Below are 14377 nucleotides of genomic sequence, written 5' to 3'. Positions count from 1 at the left end.
GGGCGATGACGCGGCGGCCGGCAACCCGCTTGTCGTCGCTGCTCACCACGCTGCTCGTCGTCGGCACGGCGACGGTGGCCGTCCCCGACCCGGCGCGTGCGGCGGCACCGGCCACGGTGTGCCGGGTCCGCGACGGGCGGCTGACCGAGATCTCCGGCATGGTCGCCACCGACTCCGGGTTCGTGATGGTCAACGACGGCGCCGACGAGGCGTCCCGGCGGCGCATCTTCTTCCTCGACACCCGGTGTGCGGTGGTGCGCACGGTGGCCTACCCGTCGCGGCCCCGCGACACCGAGGACCTGGCGGTCGGCGCGGACGGCACGGTCTGGGTCGCCGACACCGGCGACAACGACCGGACCCGGTCGACGGTGGCGCTGTGGAAGCTCGCGCCCGGGGCCCGCCGGCCGGTGCTGCACCGCCTGGCGTACCCCGACGGGGCGCACGACGCGGAGGCGCTGCTGCTCGACGGGGCCGGCCGGCCGGTGCTGGTGACCAAGCAGGGCGGCAGCGCCGGCGTCTACCTGCCGGCCGGGCCGCTGCGGGCCGGCGCGACGGTGCCGTTGACGCTGGCCGGGCAGGTCCGGTTGCCACTCACCACGACCCCGAACCCGTACTCGTTCTTCGGCCGTCGGCTGGTCACCGGCGGGGCCGTCGCCCCGGACGGCCGCCGGGTCGTGCTGCGCACCTACGCCGACGCCTTCGAGTACGAGGTGACCGGCGGCGACGTGGTGGCCGCGCTGACCGGCGGCACGCCCCGGACCGTGGCGCTGCCCGACGAGCCGCAGGGCGAGTCGGTCAGCTACAGCCGCGACGGCCGCTGGCTGCTCACCGTCTCCGAGACCGCCGGTCAGCCACCCGGCACCCGGCCGACGGTGCTGCGTTACGCCCGCCCGGCGGCCCCCACGCCGGCCGTGTCGTCCCCGCCCGCCCCGACGGCGTCCGACGGAGCCCCGACAGCGGCGTCCAGTGGTGCCCCGACAGCGGCGTCCCCGGGCGCGACCGCCACCGCCGTTGCCCGGTCCGGCGTCGACGGGACCCGGTCGCTGCTGCTGGGGGTCGGGGTGATCGTCGCCGGCCTGCTGCTGGCGGCGCTGGTCGGGGTGGTCCGGGCGCGGCGGACCCGCCACTGAAGCGGGGGACGGCGACGGCCGGGTGTCCCGGTGAGGGATGCTGGACCCGTGCAGATCAGCATCCTCGGCCCGCTCGCCGTCGACGGCCGACCGGTCCGGGGCGAACGGCTCGCCGCCGTGATCCGCACGCTGGTCGACGCGCGGGGCCGGGCGGTCTCCACCCCGTTGCTGGTGGACGCGGTGTGGGACGGCACGCCCCCGGACGACGCGACCGGCGCGGTGCAGGCCCTGGTCTCCCGGGTACGCCGGCTCGGGCTGCCGGTGCTCGCGGTGCCGGGTGGCTACCGGTTGCCCGCCGAACAGGTCACCGTCGACGCGGTCCGGGCCCGGTCGCTGCTGGAGCGGGGCCGGGCCGCCCTGCGTGACGGTGCCGGGCCGGCCGCCCGGGACGCCGCCGACGCGGCCCGGGTGCTGTTCCCCGAGGTCCCGGCCTGGGACACCGAGGAGACCAGCCGGCTGTTCGTCGACGTCGTCGCGTTGCGCGCCGAGGCGGCGTTGACCGGCCCCGGCCCGTATGACGACAGTGACCTGCGGCGGCTCGTCGCGCGGACCCCGCCGGACGAGCCGTCGGCCGCCCTGCTGGTCCGGATGCTCGCCGCCCAGGGGCGCGACGCCGAGGCCCTGGAGGTGGTCGCGCGGTTGCGCACCGAACTGGCCGACCGCTACGGCACCGACCCGTCGCCGGTGATCAACCAGGTCCACCTGGCGTTGCTGCGGGGTGAACTGACCGCCCCGACCGGCCCGGCGTCGCCGGTCACGTCGACCCGCACCGCCCTGCCGGCCGCGTGGCGGCGGCCGGCGACGGCGCTCGTCGGCCGGGAGCACGACGTCGAGGCGGTGGAGGTGGCGCTGACCGAGGCGGTGCTGGTGACCGTCGTGGCCACCGGTGGCGCGGGCAAGACCCGGCTCGCCGCCGAGGTGGTACGCCGGGCGGTGGCGGCCGGACGACCGGCCCGGGTGATCGAACTCGCCGGCCTGCGGGCCCCCGAGGAGGTGCTGCCCACCGTCCTGGCTGCTCTCGGCGGGGCGGACACCACGACGGCCGGCGGCCCCCTGGGTCTCGACCGGCGGGTGCTCACCCCGCAGGAGCGGCTGCGTGCCCTCGCGCCGGACCTCGACGGCCTGGTGGTGCTGGACAACTGTGAACACCTCCTGGATCCGGTGGCGGCCGTCGTCGCGGACCTGGTCGCGGTGTGCCCACCGGAGGTGACCGTGCTGGCGACCAGCCGGGCGCCGCTGGGGCTGGCCGGTGAACGGGTGCACCGGTTGGCCGTGCTGCCCGACGCCGACGCGGTGGCCCTGGTCGAGTCCCGGGCCCGTGCCGGTGGTGCGGTGCCCACCGGGGACACCGACCGCACGTTGGCGCTGTGTCACCGGCTGGACAACCTGCCGCTGGCCCTCGAACTGGCCGCGGCGCGGCTGCGGCACATGCCGATCGACGACGTGCTCGCCGGGCTGACCGACCGGTTCGCCCTGCTCGACGCCGCTCTGCGTGGCCTGCCGGAGCGGCACGCGAGCCTGTGGGCGATGGTCGACTGGAGCCGGGAACTCCTCGCCCCCGCCGACCGGGACCTGCTCCAGCGGGTCGCGGTGGTCCCCGCCCCGTTCACCGCCGACCTCGCCGCCGCCGTCGCCGGTGTCCCCGACGTCCGGCGTGGGTTGGCGCGGCTGGTCGAACAGTCCCTGCTGAGCCTCGTCGAGAGCGACGGCCCACCCCGCTACCGGATGCTGGAGACCGTCCGCGAGTACGGCGAGGCCCGGCTCGACGCCGCCGGTGACCGCGCCACCGCCATGGCCGGCCTGGTCGGCTGGGCCCGACGGCAGGCGACCGGGCTGCTCGACCGGTTCATCGGCCCCGACCAGCTCGACGCGTTCGCCAGGTGCGCCGCCGAGCAGGACAACCTCGTCGCCGGCCTGCGGTGGGCGCTCGGGCACGACGACGAACCGGCCGTGGTGGACATCGCCACCCCGCTGTTCCACCTGTGGGCGGTACGGGGCCTGCACCTGGAGGTCTCCGGCTGGTCCCGGGGCCTGCTGCACCTGGACGCCCCCGGGCGGCGACGCGGCTCGGCGATCGTCTCCGGCCGGGGCGGCGGTCGGCCGTTGCCCGACGCCGACCGGCTGGCCTGGATGTGCCTGCTGGTGGTGGTCAACGCCGGCATCACCGGCCCGCTCCGGCTCGCCGTGCTCGCCCGCCGGGCCCTGCGCCGGCTGTTGACCGAGCGGCCCCGGGAGGTCTCCTCCCGGCACGCGGTGCTCGCCTCGGTGCTGCCGGCGTTCGACCATCTCGACCCGGAGTTGGCGCTGCCGGGCACCTTCACCCTGATCGAGCATCCCGACCCGTACGTGCAGGGCTTCGGCCTGTTCGCCCGCGCGGCGATCGGGGACAGCGGGGGTCTGCCGGCGGCCTCGGTGGCCGACGCCGAGCAGGCGTACCGTCGGTTCGAGACGGCCGGCGACCACTGGGGGATGGCGATGGCGGCGCAGGTCGTCGGACACGGCCTGACCCCCACCGACGGCAGGTCCACCGAGTGGCTGGCGTGCGGCGTGCACCACATGGAGCTGATCGGCGCCACCCAGGACGTCCGCGCCGCCCGGGTGGTGCTGGACGTGCAGCTCGCGCTGCGCGGTGACCCGGCGGCCGAGCGGCGGTTGGTCGAGACGGCGACCCCCGGTCAGGGCGAGGAGGTGGAGACCGCGCAGGCGGGCCTGGGGTTGGCCCGCCTCGCCTGGCAGCGCGGGCGGCACGCCGAGGCGCTCGACCACGCCGACGCGGTGGTCCGCGCGCTGGCCGGCTGGACCGGCCCGCCGCCGCAGCCCCGGGTCGTGCTGCGGGTCGCGGTGGCGGTGCTGCGCCTGCGGATCGCCGAGGTCTGGCCGGCCGCCCGGCGCGACGTCGACGGCCGCGCCACCGACCTGCTGGCCGCCGCCGGTGCGGAGGCGCTGTCGTCGCGGGATCTGCCGGTGATCGGGACCTGGGCGTTGGGTGGCGCCGAACTCGCCGCCTGGCGCGACGACGTCGGGACCGCCCGGGAGTTGTTCGCGCTCGGTACCCGGCTGGGCAGCAACTCGGCGGCGTTCTTCCCGTCGGGCATCGGGGAACGGCTCACCGCCGCCCTCGGTGACGAGGCGCGGCGGGAGCCGTTGCTGGCCGGGTGGCGGGCGCGGCCGGCCGCCGCGGCCGCCGCCCGCATCGGCGAGCTGATGGACGACCTGCTCGGCCGGATCACACCCGCCGACGGTACGCCCGCAGCGCCAGTGGCATGAACACCGCCACGAAGCCGGCGCACCACAGCAGCGTCCACCACACGTGGTTGCCGACCGGGGTGCCGAGGAACAGTCCGCGCATCGCCGTCACCAGGTGGGTCAGCGGGTTCACCGTCACCACCGCCTGCATCCAGCCCGGCAGGGTGCCGGCGGCGACGAACACGTTGGACGCGAAGCTCAACGGCATGATCAGCGCGAACATCACCCCCTGCACCGCGCCCGGCGTGCGGACCTTCATCCCGACGTAGACCGGCAGCCAGCTCAGGCAGAGCGCGAACAGCACCGCGAGCAGGCACCCGGCGAGGGCCTGCACCGGGCCGGACTCGACCCGGAAGCCGAGCAGGTAGCCGATCGCCAGCGTCGACACGGTCACGATCACGTACCGCACCACGTCGCCGAACACCGCGCCGACCAGCGGTGCGGACCGGGGGACGGGTAGCGAACGGAACCGGTCGAAGATGCCCTTGGCGATGTCGGTGTTGAGGTTGACACCGATCGCGATGCACCCGGTGGCGATGGTCTGCGCCAGGATGCCCGGCAGCAGGTACTGGAGGTAGTCGTGGGTGGAGCCGGCGACCGCGCCACCGAAGACGTACACGAAGATGACCAGGAACAGCACCGGTTGCAGGGTGACGTCGATCAACGCCTCCGGGGTCCGCCAGGTCTTGATCAGGCTGCGCTTGGCCAACGCCAGCGAGTGCCGCAGCAGCCGCAACGGCCGGGGCTGCGCCACGACCGTGGACAGCGTCGGCCCGGTGCGGGGCGGGGTACCGGTCAGGGTGCTCATGCGGCGACCTCCGTACGGGTGGTGTCGTCGTCGGCCGCGGTGCGGCCGGTGAGGGTGAAGAAGACCTCGTCGAGGCTCGGCAGGTGCAGCGAGAGTTCGGTGACCGCGATGCCGGCGGCGGCCAGCCGGGCGACGCTCTCGGTCAACGCGGAGTCGTCGGCGACCGGCACCGCGAGCACACCCCGGCGGATCTCGTCGGCGGGTGCGCCGGAGCCCACCCGGGACAGGATCGCCGCCGTCGGGGCCAGCTGTGCCGGGTCGGTCGGGCGTACCTCCAGGGTCTGTCCGCCGACGATCCGCTTGAGCCCGTCCGGGGTGTCGTGGGCGATGACCCGGCCGTGGTCGATCACCGTGATGGCGTCGGCCAGCGCGTCGGCCTCCTCCAGGTACTGCGTGGTGAGCAGCACGGTCGCCCCGTTGGTCACCAGCGACCGGACCACGTCCCACATGTCCTCGCGCTTGGCCGGGTCGAGGCCGGTGGTCGGCTCGTCCAGGAAGATCACGTCCGGTGAGCCGACCAGGCTGGCGGCCAGGTCCAGCCGGCGGCGCATCCCGCCGGAGTAGGTCTTGGCCGGCCGGTTCGCGGCGGCGGCCAGGTCGAACCAGTCGAGCAGTTCGGCTGCCCGCCGTCGCGCGCCGGCCCGGCCGAGTTCCAGCAGCGTCCCGAACAGTTCCAGGTTCTGCCGCCCGGTCAGGTCCTCGTCGACCGAGGCGTACTGGCCGGTGAGGCCGATGGACTGCCGGACCCGCTCGGCCTGGCGTACCACGTCGAGGCCGTTGATCCGGGCGGTGCCGGCGTCGGGGACCAGCAGCGTGGACAGGATGCGCACGGCGGTGGTCTTGCCGGCGCCGTTCGGGCCGAGCACCCCGAGCACGGTGCCCTGGGGCACGGCGAGGTCCACCCCCTGCAACGCCCGGGTGCGGCCGAAGGACTTGACCAGGCCCTCGGCCTCGATCATCAGTTCAGCTGTCATGCCGTGCAGCGTGCGCCGGTCGGCTGACACCGCGCCGACACGCCGCCGACACCGGCTGACATCCGCCGGCAGGGGGGTGCTTCGGCGGCCCGGGGGGTGCTTCGGCGCCCCGGGGATGTGCCGTGGCCCGGGGGATGGTGCGGCGCCCCGGGTATGGTGCCGTGGCCCGGCGGGATGGTGCGGCGGCCCCACCACCGGCGGTGGGGCCGCGCGATCGTCGGCGGGTCGGGTCAGCAGCGGACGATGGTCGAGTTGGTCAGGGTGATGTTGCTGATGGTCAGGTTGTCGGCGCAGGGGTTCTCCACGATCCGGTTGTTGACCAGGGTGAAGTTGCGCAGGGTGAGGTCCCGGTTGCCGGGGAACTCGGCGCGTTCGGCCAGCCGCACCTCGCCGCCGCCGCTGATCGTGCCGCCGTTGGTGGCCAGGCTCACCCCGTAGCAGTTCTCGATCAGCACGGCGTTGTTGCCGGTGTTGGCGATGTCGACCCGGTCGATCGTCGCCCCGCCGGACTCGGAGACGCAGAAGACACCCCGGCCGCCGCCCCGGGCCCGGACGGTGCCGACCCGGATGTTGGTCGGGTAGCTGTCGCCGATGCGGCCGTTGCGGTTGGCCATCCGGAACGCGGCGTAGCCGGTGCCGGTGCCGGCGTTCTCGGCGTCCACGGTGGACACGGTGGCGTTGATCGTCTGGTTGAGCAGCAGGCCGGACTCGCCGACGTTGCGGGCGGTGACGGTGCCCACGGTCAGCCCGTCCACCCCGTACGTCTCGACGGCGTGCGAGCTGGCGCCCGAGACGTACACGGTGTCGATGCGCACGTTGCGGGTCCACTGGCTGGTGTCGCCCCGGTTGTCGATGCGGACGCCGAGGCCGGCGGAGAGCCGCATGTCGAGCTGCCCCAGCACGACGTTGGTGACGTTGCGCAGGAAGACCCCGTAGAGCGGGGTGCCGGTGAGGGTGAGGTGCTGCACCTCGACCTGGGTGGTGCCCCGGGAGTAGACGGGGGCCTGGTCCCCCGAGCCGGTGCCGGTGACGTTGATCGTCCCGCACACGTCGAGGGTGGTGTAGCTGGGCAGCGAGATGCGGGAGTTGGCGCTCATCGTGCCCGAGCCGCGCACCACCACCCGCTGCTTGCTGGTCCGCCCGGCGGTGAGGCTGTTCACCGCGGCCTGCACGGCGGCCCGCAGGTCGGTGCCGGTGTGCACGGTCGTGCCACCGTTGCGGACGGTCCAGGTGCCGCCGGCCAGCACCGCCTCGGCCTGGAACGCGCCGCTGCCGCAGTCGGCCGTGCCGCCCGGCCGGACGAGCTGCCACTGCTGGTTGGCCCCGTCGAGGTCCTGGTACTGGGAGATGGTCGCCCCGTCGGCGGTGGACCGTTCCCACACGTCGAGGGCCTTGCCGGAGTGCCGGTTGAGCAGCCGGACGTAACCGCCCGTGGAGTCGACGAGCCGGAAGTGCTGCCGGGTGTTGCCGCTGGCGGCCGGGTTCTGCACCAGGGCGGTGCCGTCGAGGGCGTTGGGCAGTTCGAGGACCTTGCCGCTGTGCGCCGAGCGGATCTGGTGGTAGCCGCTGCCGACGTCGACGAAGCGCCACCGCTGCACGGCGAGGTCGTTGCGGGTGTACTGCTTGACCGGTGCGCCGTCGGCGGTGGACCAGTCGTACAGGTCCATCGCCTTGCCACTGTTGCGGTTGACGAGCACGTAGTCCACGCCGGGGTCGACGGTGGCCGCCGAGGCGGCCGGTGGGGCGACGGTGGTGGCGGTGGCGACCAGGGCCAGGACGGTGACGGCCAGCAGGCCGGGTCGCCGGGCGCGGGCTCTCCGGGTGGGGGTGACGGGTGGCATGGGGCTCCTTCTGCGGGGGTGTGGTGCCGGGACGGGCGGCCTCCGGCTGTACCGTATCGACAGGGGTAGATTCGGGCAATTGCTCGCCGATCAGTGCCGATCCGGGCAGGCCGGGACACCGTCCCGTCCGCCGACCGGGGCACCCGTGTGGCCGTCGTGCCGACCGGCCCGCCGGTGCCGGTGCGGTGCGGGGCGCTGTTATCGTCAGCGGCCGGGCGGCGACCGGGCCGCCTGCTCGTCTCCGGACAGGTGGTCGCCGTGACCCGGGCCCGTACGCTCGTCCCGCCCGTGCTGCTGGGCCTCGTCGTCGTGGCGCTGCTGCTGTCCGGTCTGCACCCGTACGACCGGCTCACCTGGCTGCTGGAGACGGTCTGGGTGATCGTCGGGGTGCCGGTGGTGCTACTGGTGTGGCGGCGGTTCCCGTTGACCACCCTGCTGTGCTGCCTGCTGGCGGCGCACGCGCTGATCCTCATCGTGGGCGGGCACTGGACCTACGCACGGGTCCCGTTGGGCGACTGGGTACGCGACGCGCTCGACCTCTCCCGCAACCCGTACGACCGGCTCGGGCACTTCGTGCAGGGCTTCGTCCCGGCGATCCTGGTCCGCGAGATCCTCGTCCGCCGGTCCCCGTTGCGGGGCAGCCGCTGGCTCGCCCCGCTGGTGGTCTGCGCCTGCCTGGCCTTCAGCGCCTTCTTCGAGATGATCGAGTGGTGGTCCTCGGTGGCCGGTGGCTCCGCCGCCGACGACTTCCTCGGCACCCAGGGCGACGTCTGGGACACCCAGTGGGACATGTTCCTCGCGCTGGTCGGGGCGGTCACCTCGCTGACCCTGCTCAGCCGGTGGCACGACCGTCAGTTGCCGGCCGCGACGCCCGCCCGCCCGGCTCCCGCCGTCGCCGTGGGCTGACCGGCCGGGCAGGTCACGGTCGGTCGGCCCAGTCGTCGAGGACGGTGGCGACGTCCAGCGGGTCCGCCGGGTCCGGTGCCGGGCGCGGCGCAGCGGCGGGCGTCCGGGCGAACCGGGGTGCCGGTGCCGGCTGCACCTCGCCGCCCACCGCGACGAAGGTGCCCCGGGCGGCGTTGTGCGGATGGCGGTGCGCCTCGGTGGGGGCGAGCACCGGCGCGACACAGGCGTCGAGGTCGGCGAAGACCGCCGTCCACTCGTCGCGGGTGCGTTCGGCGAACCGGGCGGTGAACCGGCGGCGCAGCTCCGGCCAGCCGTCCGGGTCGTGCTGGGCGGGCAGCGTCGGGTCGTCGGCCAGGCCCAGCCCGGTCAGCAGGGCGGCGTAGAACGCCGGCTCCAACGCGCCCACCGCCACGAACCGGTCGTCGGCGGTGCGGTAGGTGTCGTAGAACGGGGCGCCGCCGTCGAGCAGGTTGGCACCGCGGGGCGCGGACCACCGACCGTCGCCGAGCATCCCGTGCAGGAACGCGGTGAGCAGCGCCGACCCGTCGACCATCGCGGCGTCGACCACCTGCCCGAGGCCGGAGCGTTCCCGTTCCAGCAGCGCGGCCAGCACGCCGGTGGCGAGCAGCATCCCACCCCCGGCGAAGTCGCCCAGCAGGTTCAGCGGGGCGTGCGGGCGTTCACCGGGACGGCCCAGCGGTTCCAGCGCGCCGGACACCGCGATGTAGTCGATGTCGTGCCCGGCGCGGGCGGCCAGCGGACCGTCCTGACCCCAGCCGGTCAACCGGGCGTACACCAGGCGGGGGTTGCGGTCCCGGCAGTTCCGGGGCCCGAAACCGAGCCGCTCGGCCACCCCCGGCCGGTACGCCTCGACCAGCACGTCGGCCCGTTCGACCAGGCGCAGCAGGTCGGCCACCCCGGCGGGGGTCTTCAGGTCCAGGGTGGTGACCCGGCGGCCCCGCTGCAGCGGCCCGGTCGTCGGGGCGGCCAGGCGTCCCGGGCCGGGGCCGCCGGGCCGGTCGACGCGCACCACGTCCGCGCCGAGGTCGGCCAGCACCATGCAGCCGAAGGGGGCCGGGGCCAGGCTCGCCAGCTCCACCACCCGCACCCCGGCCAGCGGCCCGGTGGCGTCGGGCCGGCGGTCAGAGGGCACGGGCGATCAGCTCCTTCATGATCTCGTTGGTGCCGCCGTAGATCTTCTGTACCCGGGCGTCGGCGTACATCCGGGCGATCGGGTACTCGGTGGTGTAGCCGTAGCCGCCGAACAGTTGCAGGCAGCGGTCGACGACCTCGCACTGCCCCTCGGTGAGCCAGGCCTTCGCCATCGCCGCGGTGGCCACGTCCAGCTCGCCCCGGTCGTGCCGGGCGATGCAGTCGTCGAGGAAGACCCGGCTGACCCGGGTGCGGGTGGCGCACTCGGCCAGCACCATCCGGGTGTTCTGGTGGCCGATCAGCGGTTTGCCGAAGGCGGTGCGTTCCTTGACGTACGCGGTGGTCAGCTCCACCGCCCGCTGCATCGCCGCGACCGCCCCGACGCCGATGACCAGGCGTTCCTGGGGCAGTTGCCGCATCATCTGGCCGAAGCCGAGCCCTTCGGCCCCGCCGAGCAGGTGCGTCGCCGGCACCCGCAGGTCGTCGAAGAACAGCTCGGCGGTGTCGTTGCCGTGCAGCCCGATCTTGGACAGCAGCCGGCCCCGCCGGAACCCGGCCCGGTCGTCGGCGACCTCGCAGACCAGCAGGGAGATGCCGGCGGCCCGTTGCGTCGGGTCGGTCTTGACGGCCAGGATGAGCAGGTCCGCGAGGCCGCCGTTGCTGATGAACGTCTTGGCCCCGGTGACCAGGTAGTCGTCGCCGTCGCGGACGGCCCGGGTCCGCATCGCCTGCAGGTCGGAGCCGCCGTCGGGTTCGGTCATCGCGATCGCCCCGACCAGTTCGCCGCGGCACAGGCCGGGCAGCCAGCGGCGCTTCTGTTCGGCACTGCCGTAGGCGACCAGGTAACCGGTGACGATGCCGCTGTGCACGCCGAGGCCGAGGGTGCTCTCCCCGACGTGCGCCTGCTCGTGCAGCAGGACCGCCTCGTGGGTGAAACCGCCGCCTCCGCCGCCGTACTCCTCGGGCACGGACAGGCCGAGCAGGCCCAGCTCGCCGGCACGCCGGTAGTGGTCGCGGTCCGGGTGGCCCTGCGCCAGCAGCCGTTCGGTGTGCGGCAGCACCTCCCGGGTGAAGAAGTCACGGGCCAGGTCGGCGAGGTCGTCGTGCTCGGGCGCGCGCCACGGTGGGGAGTAGTCGTGGAGTCCAGGCGTCGGCATGGATACACCCTCACGCCCTGTTGGCGGCGTGTCAACAATTCCTGATCATCGTCCGGTGGCCCGCCCGGTCTGCCCGAGCGGACCGGTGCCGCACCGGGTCGGGGACACCGGCGCAGCCGCCGCCGCCCGGCTGACGGGACCCGTCGTCGGCCCGGGGTGTGTCGCGCCGACCTGCCGATAGGGTGCGGCGGGTGAGCGTTGACACGGAATCACGGCGACGGCGGCTGGAGCCCGACGCCCGGCGCGGGCAGATCCTCGCCTGCGCGGTGCGGCTGTTCGGCGCGCGCCCCTACGCCGACGTGTCCACCACCGACGTCGCCCGCGAGGCCGGGGTGGCCCGGGGCCTGATCAACCACTACTTCGGCACCAAGAAGCAGCTCTACCTGGAGGTCGTCCGGGTGATGGTGACCGTGCCCGGGGTGGCCGTCGAGCGGCTGCCCGCCGGTGACCTGCGCACCCGGGTCGACGCCAGCGTCACCTGGTTCCTCGACGTGGTGTCCCGGCACCGCGATTCCTGGCTGGCCGCGGTGACCGCCGGGGGGATGGGCCACGACGCCGACGTCGCCCGGGTGCTCACCGAGGCCGAGGAGGTCGCGGCGGACAGCGTCCTGGTGGCGGTGGGGCTGGCCGACGTGACCGTCCGCCGGGCCGAGCTGCGCGCCATGATCCGGGCGTACGGCGGGCTGGCCACCGCGACCGCCCGGGAGTGGCTCCAGCGGGGCGCGTTGGACCGTGACCAGGTGCACCTGCTGCTGACCGCCACCCTGCTGACCATCGTGGAGCAGGTCTATCCGGCGGTCGTCGGCCCGGCCGGGGCCGCTCAGGCGGGCGGAGCCGGATCGGGCCGTTGCACCGCCATCGGCACGGTGTCGAGCCGGGCCCAGTCCTGACTGATCCCGGCGGCGGTGCGCAGCAGGCGGGGCAGGTGCTCGTCGGTGAGCCGTTCCAGTGAGGTCTCGGCGGCGTGCACCGTGACGTTGAGCGCGGCCACCACCCGGCCGTCGCCGTCGCGTACCCCGGTGGCGATCGACCGGATGCCGGCGGCCAGGTCCTGGTCGGCCAGGGCCCAGCCGCGTGCCCGCACCTCACGCAGCTCCCGGTCCAGCTCGTCGCGGTCCGGCCGCCAGCGGGCGGTGATCCCGGAACGGCCGGGCACGGCCAGTACGGCGGTGAGTTCCGCCGGGGTGAGGGCGGCCAGCAGCACCTTGCCCATCGAGGTGGCCACGGCCGGGAACCGGGTGCCGATGGTCACCGCGAGCGTGACGATCTTGGGCACCGCGACCCGGGACACGTAGACGATGTCGCTGCCGTCGAGCTGGGCCAGCGACGTCGACTCGTCGGTCTCGGTCACCAGCTGTCGCATGTGCGGGCGGGCCACGTCCCAGATGCTCAACGAGTTGACGTAGGCCACGCCCAGCTCCAGCACCCGGGGGGTGAGCGCGAAGCCCCGGTCGGCGGTGCGGACGTAGCCCAACTCCTCCAGGGTGAGCAGGATGCGCCGCACGGTGGGGCGGGCCAGCCCGGTCACCGCCGCGATCTCGCTGAGGGTCATCGTCGGCTGGCCCGGACGGAAGCAGCGCAGCACGTCGAGGCCGCGCGCCAGTGCCTCGATGAAGTCGGTTCCGGCCTCGCGCCCCATGGAGTCCCTTCGCTGGCTGCCCCGCGCCCGGCGAGTGGTCACCCGCCGGGCGCGTCGGATGGCTATTGTTTCCACTGCGCCGAGCCGGCGTCCCACTGGGTGTAGGTGTACGGGTTGTCCAGCACCGCCGTCTCGGGGACGTCCGGGTTCATCCCCTTCTCCCACGCGTCGACGCCCATGGTGTCGGTGAGGTGTTCGACGGTGCGTCCGACGGCGGCGCGGGCGGCGGCGAGGTCGACGCCGACCAGCCGGTGCTCGTGCTTGACCAGCCGGCCGTCGATCAGCACGGTGTGCACGTCGCCGCGCTGGGCCTGGAACACCACGTGGCCGTAGGGGTGCAGGATCGGGAACATCACCGGGGAGTTGTCGTTCTTGATCAGCACCACGTCCGCCTTGCGGCCCGGGGTGAGGGCGCCGACGAGGTGGTCGAGGCCCAGGGCCCGGGCGCCGCCCCGGGTGGCCCACTCCACCACCTGCTCGGCGCGCAGGTGGCAGTGGGTGACGGTCTCCTGCCGACCGTGCGCCTCGAGGTGTTCCCGGGACCGGTCGGCGCTCAGCGTGGCGCGCATCGCGGAGAACAGGTCCCCGCTCCACCAGACGCTGGTGTCCATGGACAGCGAGACCGGGATGTCGTGGTGCCGTAGCTGCCAGGTGGGCGGGTAGCCCTGGCCGGCGCTCTGCTCGCTCTCGGTGGACACCGAGACCGAGCCGCCGGTGGCCGCGATCCGGTGGTACGAGTCGCGGTTGAGGGTGGCGGCGTGCACGTAGACCGTCGAGTCGGTCATGAACCCGTGCTCGTGCATCAGCCGGATGCCGTCGTCGTTGGTGGCCCCCCACACCCCGGCGTGGGTGGTGACCGGCACGCCGAGGTCCCGGGCCACCTCGAAGGCGGCCCGCTCGGGGAAGGCCGGGTCGCCGGTGACGTCGAAGGCCATCTGGAAGCCGAGCCGGTCACCCCGGCCGTGGATGCGACGGGTGACGAAGTCGCGGAACTCGGGGGTGGTGGCCCACTCCCACGGCCCCTGTTGCAGGTTGCCGTAGGCGAGCACGAACCGGCCCGGCACCGCCTCCAGGGCGTCGACGGCGGCGTCGGCGTGCTGCGGGGTCTGTAGGCCGTGTGACCAGTCCACGGTGGTGGTGACGCCGGCGTCGACCGCTTCGATGGCGGCGAGCAGGTTGCCGGCGTGGACGTCCTCGGGGCGGAACAGCTTGCCGGACTCCAGGTAGTACCAGACGAAGTACTGGGTCAGCGTCCAGTCGGCACCGTAGCCGCGCATCGCGGTCTGCCACATGTGCCGGTGGGTGTCGATCATGCCGGGCATGACGATGCCGCCGGCCGCGTCGATCTCCCAGGTGCCCTCCGGCACGGCCAGTTCCGCGCCGACGGCGGCGATCCGGTCGTCGATCACCAGCACGTCGGCGCGGGGGAGCACCGTGTGGGTGTCGTCCATGGTCAGCACCAGGCCGTTGCGGAAGACCACCGGCTGGCCTGCCGCCGGTGTCCGCCCCTCGTTCGCACTCATC

Annotated in this window: 11 protein-coding genes; 4 read left to right on the top strand and 7 right to left on the bottom strand. The window is 74.3% G+C overall.

All coding sequences use genetic code 11. The features are described from left to right. Positions 1-5: 5 nt before the first annotated feature. Positions 6-1130: a hypothetical protein gene (locus JQN83_RS05760; protein ID WP_244251841.1), complete on the top strand. Its 1125-nt coding sequence runs from the start codon at positions 6-8 to the stop codon at positions 1128-1130. Positions 1131-1178: 48 nt separating this feature from the next. Next, positions 1179-4397 carry an ATP-binding protein gene (locus JQN83_RS05755; protein WP_208565999.1) on the top strand — a complete coding sequence of 1073 codons (3219 nt, stop codon included), beginning with the start codon at positions 1179-1181 and terminating at the stop codon, positions 4395-4397. Here the strand turns inward: JQN83_RS05755 and JQN83_RS05750 are convergent. The 3 genes from JQN83_RS05750 to JQN83_RS05740 form a co-directional block, all read right to left on the bottom strand. After that, positions 4357-5184 carry an ABC transporter permease gene (locus JQN83_RS05750; protein ID WP_208565998.1) on the bottom strand — a complete coding sequence of 276 codons (828 nt, stop codon included), beginning with the start codon at positions 5182-5184 and terminating at the stop codon, positions 4357-4359. The genes JQN83_RS05755 and JQN83_RS05750 overlap by 41 nt on opposite strands. Continuing rightward, positions 5181-6158, bottom strand: coding sequence for an ATP-binding cassette domain-containing protein (locus JQN83_RS05745; protein WP_208565997.1), 978 nt, complete (start codon positions 6156-6158; stop codon positions 5181-5183). The genes JQN83_RS05750 and JQN83_RS05745 overlap by 4 nt, the downstream gene beginning before the upstream one ends. Positions 6159-6388: 230 nt before the next feature. Further along, on the bottom strand, positions 6389-7999 hold the full coding sequence (locus JQN83_RS05740) for an RICIN domain-containing protein (RefSeq protein ID WP_208565996.1): 1611 nt from the start codon (positions 7997-7999) through the stop codon (positions 6389-6391). 258 nt (positions 8000-8257) lie between these two features. On the opposite strand from JQN83_RS05740, the gene JQN83_RS05735 reads away from it, so the two are divergent. Continuing rightward, positions 8258-8905, top strand: coding sequence for a DUF2238 domain-containing protein (locus JQN83_RS05735; RefSeq protein WP_208565995.1), 648 nt, complete (start codon positions 8258-8260; stop codon positions 8903-8905). A 13-nt stretch (positions 8906-8918) separates the two neighbouring features. Here the strand turns inward: JQN83_RS05735 and JQN83_RS05730 are convergent, their stop codons facing one another. Continuing rightward, positions 8919-10058, bottom strand: a complete 1140-nt coding sequence (locus tag JQN83_RS05730) for a CaiB/BaiF CoA transferase family protein (RefSeq protein ID WP_208565994.1) — start codon at positions 10056-10058, stop codon at positions 8919-8921. Then, the gene (locus JQN83_RS05725) at positions 10048-11214 is read right to left on the bottom strand and encodes an acyl-CoA dehydrogenase family protein (protein ID WP_208565993.1); all 1167 of its coding nucleotides are present in this window, start codon (positions 11212-11214) and stop codon (positions 10048-10050) included. Before JQN83_RS05725 ends, JQN83_RS05730 begins: the two co-directional genes overlap by 11 nt. 191 nt (positions 11215-11405) lie before the next feature. Here JQN83_RS05725 and JQN83_RS05720 point away from each other — a divergent pair, with 191 nt between their 5' ends. Then, entirely contained in the window at positions 11406-12104 is a 699-nt protein-coding gene (locus JQN83_RS05720; RefSeq protein WP_208565992.1) for a TetR/AcrR family transcriptional regulator, read from the top strand. Here JQN83_RS05720 and JQN83_RS05715 read toward each other — a convergent pair. Together JQN83_RS05715 and JQN83_RS05710 are read right to left on the bottom strand one after the other, a co-directional pair. Next, a complete protein-coding gene (locus JQN83_RS05715) occupies positions 12035-12853 on the bottom strand; it encodes an IclR family transcriptional regulator domain-containing protein (RefSeq protein ID WP_208565991.1) in 819 nt (272 codons plus the stop codon). The genes JQN83_RS05720 and JQN83_RS05715 overlap by 70 nt on opposite strands. Positions 12854-12915: 62 nt before the next feature. Continuing rightward, complete coding sequence (locus JQN83_RS05710; RefSeq protein WP_208565990.1) at positions 12916-14376, bottom strand: amidohydrolase family protein; 1461 nt, start codon at positions 14374-14376, stop codon at positions 12916-12918. Between the last annotated feature and the right edge of the window lies 1 nt (position 14377).

This window comes from Micromonospora antibiotica, from assembly GCF_017599305.1.
Classification (GTDB): domain Bacteria; phylum Actinomycetota; class Actinomycetes; order Mycobacteriales; family Micromonosporaceae; genus Micromonospora; species Micromonospora antibiotica.
Note: the sequence above shows the minus strand (reverse complement) of the source record. Positions and strands in the feature narration are given on the sequence as shown.

Excerpts from the sequence above, each read along its gene's own strand:
- JQN83_RS05740 (WP_208565996.1), bottom strand. The coding sequence starts at position 7,999 with ATGCCACCCGTCACCCCCACCCGGAGAGCCCGCGCCCGGCGACCCGGC.
- JQN83_RS05715 (WP_208565991.1), bottom strand. The coding sequence starts at position 12,853 with ATGGGGCGCGAGGCCGGAACCGACTTCATCGAGGCACTGGCGCGCGGC.
- JQN83_RS05750 (WP_208565998.1), bottom strand. The coding sequence starts at position 5,184 with ATGAGCACCCTGACCGGTACCCCGCCCCGCACCGGGCCGACGCTGTCC.
- JQN83_RS05725 (WP_208565993.1), bottom strand. The coding sequence starts at position 11,214 with ATGCCGACGCCTGGACTCCACGACTACTCCCCACCGTGGCGCGCGCCC.
- JQN83_RS05745 (WP_208565997.1), bottom strand. The coding sequence starts at position 6,158 with ATGACAGCTGAACTGATGATCGAGGCCGAGGGCCTGGTCAAGTCCTTC.
- JQN83_RS05760 (WP_244251841.1), top strand. The coding sequence starts at position 6 with ATGACGCGGCGGCCGGCAACCCGCTTGTCGTCGCTGCTCACCACGCTG.
- JQN83_RS05710 (WP_208565990.1), bottom strand. The coding sequence starts at position 14,376 with ATGAGTGCGAACGAGGGGCGGACACCGGCGGCAGGCCAGCCGGTGGTC.